General features: G+C 46.0%; 9 protein-coding genes. 8 read left to right on the top strand and 1 reads right to left on the bottom strand.

The features are described from left to right. Window positions 1-107: 107 nt before the first annotated feature. The 8 genes from G395_RS0116735 to G395_RS0116700 all read left to right on the top strand — a co-directional run bounded on the left by G395_RS0116735 (window position 108) and on the right by G395_RS0116700 (window position 11,484). Entirely contained in the window at window positions 108-881 is a 774-nt protein-coding gene (locus G395_RS0116735; protein ID WP_026631105.1) for a hypothetical protein, read from the top strand. Window positions 882-897: 16 nt separating this feature from the next. Next, window positions 898-3,675, top strand: coding sequence for a TonB-dependent receptor (locus tag G395_RS0116730; RefSeq protein ID WP_051350218.1), 2,778 nt, complete (start codon window positions 898-900; stop codon window positions 3,673-3,675). 377 nt (window positions 3,676-4,052) lie between these two features. Continuing rightward, complete coding sequence (locus tag G395_RS29620) at window positions 4,053-7,100, top strand: SusC/RagA family TonB-linked outer membrane protein (protein ID WP_211237784.1); 3,048 nt, start codon at window positions 4,053-4,055, stop codon at window positions 7,098-7,100. Window positions 7,101-7,117: 17 nt separating this feature from the next. After that, a complete protein-coding gene (locus G395_RS0116720) occupies window positions 7,118-8,746 on the top strand; it encodes a RagB/SusD family nutrient uptake outer membrane protein (protein WP_035361597.1) in 1,629 nt (542 codons plus the stop codon). A 173-nt stretch (window positions 8,747-8,919) separates the two neighbouring features. Further along, window positions 8,920-9,558, top strand: a complete 639-nt coding sequence (locus tag G395_RS0116715; protein WP_026631102.1) for a hypothetical protein — start codon at window positions 8,920-8,922, stop codon at window positions 9,556-9,558. Further along, a complete protein-coding gene (locus G395_RS0116710; RefSeq protein WP_157486720.1) occupies window positions 9,551-10,006 on the top strand; it encodes a hypothetical protein in 456 nt (151 codons plus the stop codon). Before G395_RS0116715 ends, G395_RS0116710 begins: the two co-directional genes overlap by 8 nt. A gap of 201 nt (window positions 10,007-10,207) precedes the next feature. Continuing rightward, window positions 10,208-10,420 (top strand): hypothetical protein, encoded by a 213-nt coding sequence (locus G395_RS0116705; protein WP_026631100.1) that lies wholly within the window; start codon window positions 10,208-10,210, stop codon window positions 10,418-10,420. Then, window positions 10,420-11,484, top strand: a complete 1,065-nt coding sequence (locus G395_RS0116700; RefSeq protein WP_026631099.1) for a hypothetical protein — start codon at window positions 10,420-10,422, stop codon at window positions 11,482-11,484. Before G395_RS0116705 ends, G395_RS0116700 begins: the two co-directional genes overlap by 1 nt. A 135-nt stretch (window positions 11,485-11,619) precedes the next feature. Here G395_RS0116700 and G395_RS0116695 read toward each other — a convergent pair. Next, a partial coding sequence (locus G395_RS0116695; protein WP_026631098.1) for an integrase core domain-containing protein occupies window positions 11,620-11,914 on the bottom strand: 295 nt, incomplete at its 5' end.

Below are 11,914 nucleotides of genomic sequence, written 5' to 3'. Positions count from 1 at the left end.
GCGGCGTGCGGGTTTTATAGGGCTGTAACACTATTTAACACTAAATACCAGTGCTTAACATTGCTTCCCGCCAATTTTGGAACATTCAAACTAAACAAACGAATGCTATGAAAACCAAGATTTTTCTGGCCGCAATGTGGGTGGCCGCCGGACAAGCTTACGCGCAGTTTTCGGGACAGATCAGCTATGAGATCGTCCGCAAGATTGATCCTTCACAGTTGCGGATGGTCATCAATGGTGAGCCCGTGAAGCCAGGCGACCCGAATTTCCCTACCGACCTCCCCGACTCGCGCACTTCGGGACTGAAATCGCTCTTTTCCGGAAATTATGTAAAAGAGGTTTCCGACGATCAGAATACAATGGTAAGCCGCGTTTTCCCAGGCGGCGGGCCTCCCAAAACGACCAACCTCGGCAGGCCATTTGATGAAAACAGATGTGTGGATGTGGCGGGTTCAAAAGTTATTACCGTGCTGAGCATGAAAGGTCCGGATGCCAAAACCTATCAAAGTGAATCGCCAATCAAGCGCGTTACGGGCTGGCAACATTCGGATCAAACCAAAAAAATAGCGGGTTATCAATGCAAAAAGGCCCTGGTCAACTTTAAAAATGAATCCTATACTGTATGGCTGACGGAAGAGTTGCCAGGAACGTATTCGCCTGTGCACGAACTGACTCCTGAAAAAGGTATAGTGTTGCTGATCGAAGGAAGTCGTGAACAATTTAAGGCAACCAAAGTGCAGCCCAGGGCTGTGAACAGCAAAGAGGTGGAGCCGCAGCCTGGTGCGCAGGCCATTTCCAAAGAAGAATTAAATGACATTCGGGAAAAGGCGCTGGCCGATTTCCGTCAGCAGAAAATGATGCCGGGAGACGGCGGAAGATGACCCTATGAAACTTACAATGCTATTAGCCATCATGCTGCTGCACTTCACCGCCGCCGGGCAGAAAACCACTGTCCGGGCGGAGGTGTCGGGAATCGTGCTCGATTCGATCAGCAGAAAGCCGTTGCGCACAGCCTCCATATCCCTGCTCACGCAGCACGATTCTGCTTATGTTACTGCCGCTGTGACCGACGGGAACGGACAATTCCGCCTCAAAAATATTTCAACAGGCAGTTATCGGCTGCTGGTGACGTATGTTGGTTACCGTAACAAATCTGCTACCTTCTTGATAGCTGACAGAGAACCTGTGCGGCTGGATACATTATGGATGAGCGAGCAGGGAACGGATTTGCAAGAAGTGGTCATCAAACAGGAAGCGCCACCGGTTACTATCAAGGGTGACACGGTGCAATTCAATGCCGGATCATTCAAAACCGAGCCGAATGCGCAGCTTGAAGAATTGCTCAAAAAACTCCCGGGCGTGGAGGTTTCCCGTGACGGCGAAATCAAAAGCAACGGGCAGGCGGTGCGCAGGGTGTTCGTAGACGGGAAGCCGTTTTTCGGCGACGATCCTAAAATGGCGACGCGCAATTTGCCAGCCGATATTGTGGACAAAGTGCAGATTTACGATCAGTCGTCGGACCAGTCGCAGTTTTCGGGCATTGATGATGGCAACCGAGAACGTACGATCAATATTACAATTAAAAAAGACAAGGGAAAGGGTTATTTTGGTCAAAATGCGATAGGTGCCGGCCGGAATACGGAAAACAATGCCTTGCGTTACGAGGGAAAACTAAGTCTGAACCGCTTCAATAACCGTAACGGCGGACCGGGAAGACAGATATCGCTCGTTGGCCAGGCCAATAATCTGAATCAGCAGAATTTTTCTCTTGGTGACGGCGGACTTCCGGGCGGCGGGATGGGTGGCCCCATGTTCATCGGGCAGCCGGGATCCTTCGGTAACGAAAACGGGCAGACGCCAGCCAACATTACCGAAGTGCGCGCGGGTGGCTTCAATTACCGGACAGAAGGTGAAAAAGTGCGCTATGGAAAGCGTGCTGAAATATCGGCCAGTTACTTTGCAAATCAGGCCATTACCACCACCAACCAGAACAGCCGCCGCGAATACATTCTCCCGGGCCAATCCTTATTGACAGAACAATCAAACTATAACCGGAACCAGGCATTTAATCAGCGCTTTAACGGGCGGTTTGAGTTTCAGCTGGATTCCCTCACAAGCCTGCGCCTTACGCCCCATATTTCCTGGCAAAATGTTCGTTACAAAAACGATCTGGGCAATTTTTCGTACTCAAAAAACGGTATTCCTTTGAATCAGGGAGAAACACATTACCGCTCAGCAGGCAGCGGGATAAACGGTTATAACAATCTCATATTCATGCGGAAGTTTACGAAGCTAGGCCGGACATTGTCGGCTAACCTGAACACCGTGCTGTCAAACGGAAAAAATACGGGCTATAACCAATCCGAAAATGTGTTTTACGATTCTTTGGGTTTGGAAAAAATACTTGACCACATTGATCAGCAGAACCGGCAAAATACTTTTTCCGCGCAAAACAATCTGAACTTCTACTTTACCGAGCCGCTTTCTTTTCGTCATAAGATTGAAGTAAGATATGCCTGGCTCAATAATCAGAACCGCCAGTCCCGGTTTGTTTTTGATAAAAATGAAGAAACAAATAACTACTCGGTGCCTGACACCATGCTCACGAACCGCTTTGCGGGTACATTTACAGGGCATAAAGCGGGCGCAACATTGCAGACGCAGCGGCTGCGGTTTAGTTACACACTGGGTTTGGATGTACAAGCGTCCAGGCAGGTTTCTGATAATTTATCGCAGGATTCACGCATAGGCAAACAGTATTTTCATTGGATGCCGAATGCACTTTTCAGCTATACTTTTTCGGGTAACCGGCGCGCGAGATTGCAGTATCGCACACGCATTGCCCCTGCAAGCGTAACGCAATTGCAGCCCGTGATCGACAATACCAACCCGCTTGATATCAAAAGTGGTAATCCGGGGCTTCGTCCGGAATATTATAACACGCTGACATTGAACTATAACAGCTCGGAAAGCAGCGGCGAACGCAGTCTTTTCGTGTTTGCAAATCTCAACCAAAGCAACAGCCGGATCAGCAATGCGACTACAATCAACGATAATGGTGCAAGATTGTCTAAGCCTATTAACACACCGGGATATTGGGCGCTGAACAGCTTCTTGTCATGGAGCAAGAATATCAGTTCATTAAAATTCGGCCTTACGCTCAATACGCAAGCCAATGTTTCGGCCAGTCGGAGCATTGTGAACAACCTCAAAAATCAGGCGAAAACGACATTACTAGGCCAGGGTATCCACATTCAATCTGCATTCGACGGGAAGATGGACTATGGATTTGGCGCGCGCATCAGTTATCAGCAGGCACATTATTCGCTTCTGCCTCAGCAAAATACGCAATACTGGTCACAGCATATGACCGCAGATATCCATTGGCAGCTCCCCTTTCAATTTATATTCTCCACCGACCTGACCTACACCGCCAACACGGGCCGCACCACAGGGTTTAATCAAAAATTCACGCTTTGGAATGCTTCCGTATCCCGCCAATTTTTACAGGGAAAACAAGGCGAAATCCGCTTGCAGGTCTACGACATCTTTAACCAAAACCGCAGCCTGGCCCGCAGCACTACGGAAACTTACATTGAAGATATTCAGAGTGTTGTATTGAAAAGATACTTCGTTTTTAGCTTTGTGTATAACCTGCGCAAGTTTGGAATTTAATGCGACAAATCTCCATCCAAACACGAATCGATGATACGGCTAAAATTTGCACCTTTCTGGCTGTTATGTCTGAATAAGGTCAAAATATAGTCAGTAGTTATCAAAAACCGTATTTTGTTTAGCATTATTTAAGCTTAAAATTGTATTGTAATTTGATGTGCTGAACAATTCGGCACATCTTGTTACGTATATTACAGATCGTTAGAAAGCCCGAAATAAACCATCAATGGTTTCGGCCATGCTATGCCCATTACGGTCATTAAAACGTAGAAAGGATTAGTACGCCTCAAAATAAATAGGATTTAAATTATTTAAAATATCAAAAAACAACAACAAATACATCTATATCAGTAACAATTAACTAAACCGGTAACATTATGATTACAAATAGACTTACTCCTCTCGCGGGGTTTGGCAGACCGCTTTGTGCCATGCTGATCGCGGGATCCATCTTTACTGGCCAGGTGAGGGCGGCCGTACACCCGCCAACAACGGCTGGCATGGAGCTGCCGGTTAGGGCGGAAAAAGTACTGAAGGGAAAAGTGCTGGACAACAACAATGCAGCATTGCCCGGCGTAAGTGTTGTGGTTAAAGGAACTTCTACCGGAACTATTACGGATCCCGAGGGAAATTTTGAATTGAAAGCAGAAGATCAGGCTGCCACGCTTGTCTTTTCCTTTATTGGTTATGTTACCCAGGAAGTTGCCATTGGCAGTCGGTCAAATTTCGATGTTGTGCTGGCTGTCGACAGCAAAGAACTTACGGAAGTGGTTGTGGTAGGATACGGAAGTCAGCGTAAAGCAGACATTACCAGCTCAGTAGTGCGTGTTACGCAAGAGAATTTTGTAAAAACCCCTGCCGTGGATGCGGGACAGCTTTTACAGGGAAAAGTAGCCGGTCTTACCATTTCAGCTCCAAGCGGTGACCCTACCCAGGGCTCTCAGATCCTGCTCCGGGGAAATACAACTTTGCTGGGTGCTAACTCAAACCCCCTTGTGCTTATTGATGGTGTTCCCGGCGACCTTAAAACCGTAGCGCCCGAGGATATTGAGTCAATAGACGTTCTTAAGGACGGTTCTGCGGCAGCGATCTATGGAACCCGGGGCACCAACGGCGTTATCATTGTCACTACAAAAAGAGCCAGTGGCAATTATAACAGCACGGTTGAGTACAACACCTCTTTCAGCACACAAACAGTTGCCCGGAAGCTTGACCTCCTCTCAGCAGCGGATTATCGCGCGCACATTGAGCAGGGCATCCGCGAGCCGTCGTGGGACCTGGGCGCGGATACAGACTGGATGAAGGAAATTTCTAAAAAAGCATTGAGCCAGGTCCATAACCTTACGTTTCGGGGCGGAAATCACCGTACCAACTATCTTGTGAACCTTAACTACCGATATCTGGACGGTATTTTTATCAAATCTGAAAACAAAACCTTTAATGGACGCGCCGATGTAAACCATACCATGTTGAATGATAAACTCAACATTAATCTTGGTTTCATCAACTCATACAACAGCTATCCTACCACCGGCGATGGCGTAAGTTTCAACGGATATACCTATCGCCAGGCGATCATCCAGAATCCTACCGCACCATTGCGGAACCCGGATGGAACCTGGTTTCAGCAAACGGGGATCTTTAACTATGATAACCCTGTGGCGCGTTTGCAGGAAAGTGATGGGAAAAACAACTCCCAGAATACCAGGATAACATCCAATATCAGCTACAGTCCCATTGAAGACCTTAAACTGTCGGCCCTGTTTTCCTACAATCAATACAATCAGAACCGTGGTTATTCAGAAACCAAAAGCCACGTATCTGCACTGCGGGACGGGCGTAATGGTTACGCCTCGATTGGTTCGGTGCGGTCGGTGGATAAGCTTATGGAGCTTACCGCGCAATATTCCAAAAACCTGAACCGTCACAAGTTCTCCCTGCTGGGTGGTTACAGCTATCAGGACAACTCGTTCTCGGATTCTTTCATGCAGAACTGGGATTTCCCGACTGATAAGTTTTCCTACAATAATATCGGCATCGGAGACGCATTGAAAACCGGGCTTGCGCCGATTGGCAGCTCCAAAAGGGAAACGAACCTGATCGGCTTTTTTGCAAGGGCCACTTACAACTTCGACGACCGTTACCTGTTGCTGGCAAGTATCAGACACGAAGGTGCGAGCCAGCTATATGGCGCAAAAAACCCTTGGGGAACATTCCCGGCCGTTTCGCTGGGATGGCGTATCAGCAACGAAGCATTCATGAAAGGCCAGACGATCTTCGACGATCTGAAACTCAGGGCCGGTTATGGTGTTACGGGAACGCAGCCTAATAACTTGTTCCTCGGCGTGGCGATCCTGAATTATCAGAAGTTCTTTTACAGCAATGGCAAGTGGGTCCAGACATTGGTTCCTGCCCAAAACCCGAATCCCGACCTGAGATGGGAGGAAAAGCATGAATCGAATATAGGTCTTGACTTTGCCATCCTGAAAAACAGGATCAATGGTAGCATTGATTTTTATAACAGGAAGATCAAAGGGCTTTTGTATGATTTCCAGGTGCCCAGCCCGCCCAACTTGTACACATCTACCCGCGCTAATGTGGGCGTGATGGAGAACCGGGGACTGGAACTGCTGGTGAACTTCGTGCCGGTGCAGACCAACAATTTTACCTGGAACTCGAGTGTAAACTATTCGACCAATACCAACAAGCTGGTGAGTCTTTCAAATGACATTTATAAGACAACCAACGACTTTTTTACCACGGGTGCAACCGGCGACCCGGTTCAGACTTTTACGCACATTGTGCGTATTGGTGACCAGGTGGGTGATTTTTATGGCTTCAAGGTGGTGGATATATCCGAAGACGGTAAGTGGATTTACGAAGGCCGCGACGGTCAGCCGCAAAATTACGATGAGTTCCAGCATGCCTTTGAAGACAAACGCGTGCTTGGAAACGGTTTGCCTAAGTTCTATCTCAACTTCAATAATAACCTGCGTTACAAAAATCTGGACCTGGGCGTAACCATGCGTGGGGCATTCAAATACCAGATCCTGAATTACCAGCGAATGTTCTTCGAAAGCACTGGCCTTCAACAGTACAACAACCTGAAATCGTCCTATGACAAGGTTTTTGACAAAGCTGTACTCAGCCCAACCATGCCACAGGAATTCAACAGTTACTACATTGAAGACGGGGATTTCTGGAAAATCGACAACATCACGATTGGCTACAACATCCCGAAGTTGAAAACAAAACACATTAAAGCCATTCGGGTTTACGGCTCTACGCTTAACACATTCACTTTTACTAAATACAAAGGCGTAGACCCTGAGGTGGACAGACTGGGACTTTCTCCGGGAAATGACAGCCGCGATAAATATCCAATGACCAGGACATTCACACTGGGGCTAAACTTGTCATTGTAAAAACTCTAAACTTGATTATGAAAAATATACACTTTGGTTTAAAAAGTAAAATTGCTGTTGTAGCGCTGTTGCTGGGCAGCTCGTGTACTGATCTGAAAGACGAAAGCTTCGACCGTATTATAGCCAATCAGTTCACACCTGCTTCCGGTGACGTGGCCTCGCTGGTGGGCGCTGCCTATACCAATTGGCGGGATGTGATGCAGCAATGGAACGGGCTTTTCCGAACCCAGGAGATATCGGGGGACCAGCTTGTTATCCCTTCCCGTCCGAATGGCTGGGTGGATGGCGGCGTTTACCGTAGGATCCACGATCACAAATGGACCGCCGACGACGAGATCGCGATCAATAACTGGAACAGGTCTTATGCAGGGATTGCCAATTGTAACCGGCTTATTTTCCAGATCGAATCGGGAAGTATTCCGTTTACAGAAGGGAAAGAGGCGGTAATTGCCGAGCTGAAAGTCCTTCGGGCATCCTATTACTATGTGCTTTGCGACCTGTTCGGGAATGTGCCGATTATCACGCAATTTGATGTGCCCGCAGGTTTTATTCCAAAGCAAAGCACACGGAAAGAGGTTTTCGATTTTATTGTCAAGGATATTCAGGACAATTTGCCGCTGCTATCAGAAAAGAACGATCCGACAACCTACGGACGTTTTAATAAATGGGGGGCACATACGCTTCTTGCCAAAATGTATCTCAATGCAGAAGTTTACACCGGCACACCTGCTTGGGAGAAGTGTATCGAACAATGCAACCTGGTGATCAACTCCAAGGCCGGATATGCATTAGAAGCTACTCAGAAAGAGGTGTTTAAAACAAATAATGAATCTTCTAAGGAGATCATTTTTGCCATACCTTTTGATATAAAATACGTAACCGACTGGAACGGATTTTCTATTCACATGGAAACATTGCAGCCAGCCAATCAAGCCACTTACAACCTGCTGAACACGCCCTGGGGTGGAATTTGCGCCATTCCGCAGTTTATTGATTCGTTCGACAAGGACGACGAGCGCCTGGTAAGCAACTGGATACAAGGTCCGCAGTATTCGGCAGGCGGAACACCGCTAACGAGCACCCTGGGTGCATACGCGGGCAAACCGTTGAGCTACATTAATCAACTGCCCGGCGTGGATCAGTCGGAAGAAGTGCATGGTTTCAGGCTTGGGAAATTTGAAATTGAAAAAGGAACCACGGTAAACCTGAGCAACGACTGGCCCTTGCTGCGCTATGCAGATGTGTTACTGATGAAGGCAGAATCGTTACTGAGAAGCGGAAAAGCCGCAGAAGCAGCAACCATAGTGACTACTGTAAGAGCACGAAATTTCAAAGCAAATCCTGCGAAGGCCGTTGTTACTGCTGCGGATCTTCAAAAAGGAAGCACTTATGCTTACGGGTTGAAAAACCACAATACAACTACAAACGAGGGCGGAGCGGATATCAAATTTGGCCGTTTCCTCGATGAATTGGGATGGGAATTTGCACAGGAAGGGCGCCGTCGGCAAGATCTGATCCGTTTTGGTGTGTTTACAACCAAATCCTGGTTATCCCACGTGCCCAACGGCGCCTACCGAACGCTGCTTCCAATCCCAAGGCCAGAGCTTAACAAAAATGCAAACTTGAAACAGAACAACGGATACTAATCCTATCTGCTCATTTCGAGCACATTTCCCGACCGGTCGCCAGAAAAGACGACCGGTCATTTGCTTTTAGCGAAGCGCCTTTGCAAGGAAAATCACAGCAAAAAATGTTTCAATCTTCTTTATATGTAACCTTTATTTAATTATATTAAGGATCAAATCATATCATTGTAACAATGGGCACGCTGCTGGTATTTCTGATCGTCTTTATTCCGATGGGTTGGGTATTCTGGCGACTGCTGCGATTCACACGTAATACAATCGGTACGAACTCTCCGCTTAAAGTGCAACGGATTTACCAGACTACATTCCGCTCGTTCTTTGTCAGATTCGAATCTGTGTTTGTATTGATTTGTCTTTTTATGGGCTTCGTAATTCTAAAAGCTTCGCTCTTCGCAACCTTTTCAGGGCCCGACCCCATGATTGGACGGACGATTCTCATCATCTCTGGCTTTGCCCTTCTTTGTATGGGGATGATCATTTTAGTGATTGACTTAAATCACTGGCCTTATGCCCGCGGCGTCGTGATTACGACATTACCAGATGAACATGAACTTGACATACAACTCCCCAACACAACCTTACGCATCAAAGAAGGCGACATTCGCAAAATCACGATGTATCATAACGAAGGCAAATTGCAAATGGGCTTTGCCCAATTCCAACTTACCAACGGCAACAGCTTCCTGCTCTCCTTTAAAACAGAAGGCATATGGGTCATCAATGAATATTTCAAAGGCATACCAATGGAAAACCACATACAGCATGTCCCGCTAATCCGCACAACTTTCAAAAGCGAGGCAACCTATGAATGAGGTTCTGATCGTTGAAAACCGGCGATACGGATGGATAGTCCCTTTCGTCCCGTTTCTTCTGGGTATTTGCCTCCTCGTGATAACCTACATGATGTACACCAGTGCAAAATGGGAAGACGACATGTCGCCCCATTTACCAGTTGTCTGCATGAAAATCACTTACGGAACAAAGGGCTTAGGAACCGTTAAATATCCCGATCGCATTTACGCAGAATATCTGGGCAAAACCTACGATTTCTCGATGGGAAGAAAGTACTACCGAAGTCTGGCAGGCGTAGATACCATCGCAGTCTATTTCGACCCGGCAAGCGGCAGAGCATTCCTGCCAACAACATCCGAACGAGTCAAACATTACACCGGCCTCTACATCCTTTTTGCAGCTGGCGGTTTGATGTTGATAGGAGGAAGTGTGTCGGAGTTTGTTAAGATTTTTAAGAAGCGGGTTTGAGGGGAGGTAATGCAAGAGTATACTTTTTGATCAAGATTTTCATTATTTAAGTAAATTGCGCTATCGTTTGGCTTGTGGATATTAAGATGTAGGTATTCGAGGTAGCCGAGCCGTTTAGCGTTTCTCTTTCACTCAGCGTTGGAATAAAATTTGTCCGTTTCACGTTAACTAAAAGTCAGTTTGAAAGCAAACTTTACGACCATGAACATATATCAAGAAATCTGGAATTCGATTTTGACGGTGCTGGAATCGATTTTCTCTTCAGATACAGATGTGGTAAGTTCTGAGGCAAAGGAAATCATGGCAAATCCCAAAGACAGGGAGATATACGTTGATGCCGTTGAAAAACTCAAACCTGGGATGTCTGACACGATTACGCTTTCCACAGGACCTATGACCATTTCTAGTCGTTAATGGAATTTCCCGTATCGGCTACCAGCATCATATTTGTTGTACTATTGATTGTCCCTGGAGTAGTCCTTAAAAGGTTTTACTTTCAGGGACATTTTACCAAAGAGTTCGGAATCGGGATTTTTGCAGACAGATTAATTACCAGCATCTTTCTCGGCATTCTGGTTCAGATAGTTAGCTTCCTAATCCTTGGTAAAATATATGGTTTCACCTTCGAAACCATCAAAAAACCGGCCTCTAGTGCATATCAGTCGGTTACCACTGCGAAGTTCCAAGAAGTTACTTCTCAATATTTATGGGTTGCCTTTGGCTACTTGATAACTAGTTTAGTAGTAGCCGCGGCATTAGGCCAAATTGCCCATATGCTTGTCCGAACGTTACGCTTGGATTCTCGATTTTCGCTATTACGCTTTAATAATCAATGGTATTACTTCTTTAAGGGTGACATCATTTATTCAAAGAATTTCAAGTCGCTTCCAAAGGGAAAAGTCATCGAAACCTATGTGGATATCATTTTGAATATAGAAGAGGGGGGAAAACATAAAATGGTTTCAGGCTTTCTATCTGACTATGCTATTTCGAGCAAGACAGGAGAATTAGAGACAATTTTTTTAACTGACGCCAAGCGATTCTCGAGTTCAAAAGGTGAAGCAATAGGAATTCCAGGGCATTGCTTTATAGTGCCGTACAATAAGGTTTTAGACTTAAATGTTCGGTATGTATATAGGGAAATAGATGAGTCTAAAAGGGAACAATTTATTCTCTCAGCCATCCAGTACTTTTCCTCAATGGCGCTTTTCCTTATATTCATTTTCCCGTGGTTCTTGGAAATACGAGGCGTGGTGAAGTTTGTTGTTTTCTTTTTATCACTGATCACTTTCATTTTATTTATTGCAATCGTCCGAGCCATTATTCTTCCAAACAGTAATGGATCGTTAAAAGGGAGATCTTTCTGGGCTGGATTGTTTATGACCATTGCGGGAGTTGTTATCCTTTTTACCATCTTAGACCTATGGCAAATTCTTGGTTCTTGGGCCAAAGAAGTAATCATGCGATTTAACATGTAGTCGCATGAATGTCGAAAAACGATGATTTGCTTCACAGGTTATTTCCGTATACGTTTCGGCTCGAAATGATCCTGGCCATAAAGCTCTGAAGTACTCCCGTTTGGCTGGACAGCCAGTGATTACAATTAAGTTCGATTAAGATGCTTTTGCGCCAAAAAACAGGTCATTTGGGGTAGATCCAATAGTAGTATGTCTGCGTTCAGCGTTATAGAATTTTACATATTTTTTTACTCCATTATACAAATCCACCCCACCATTGGGAGGGTTCAGGTATACATATTCATATTTGAGCGATCTCCAAAATCTTTCAATGAAGACGTTGTCGAGAGCTCTTCCCTTTCCGTCCATTGAGACCTTTATGCCCTTCTCTAGCAAGGAATTAACGAACCATGGGCTAGTAAACTGGCTACCCTGATCTGTATTGAATATT

This window comes from Dyadobacter alkalitolerans DSM 23607, from assembly GCF_000428845.1.
Lineage (GTDB): Bacteria > Bacteroidota > Bacteroidia > Cytophagales > Spirosomataceae > Dyadobacter > Dyadobacter alkalitolerans.
This window is presented reverse-complemented; position numbering and strand designations above follow the sequence as displayed.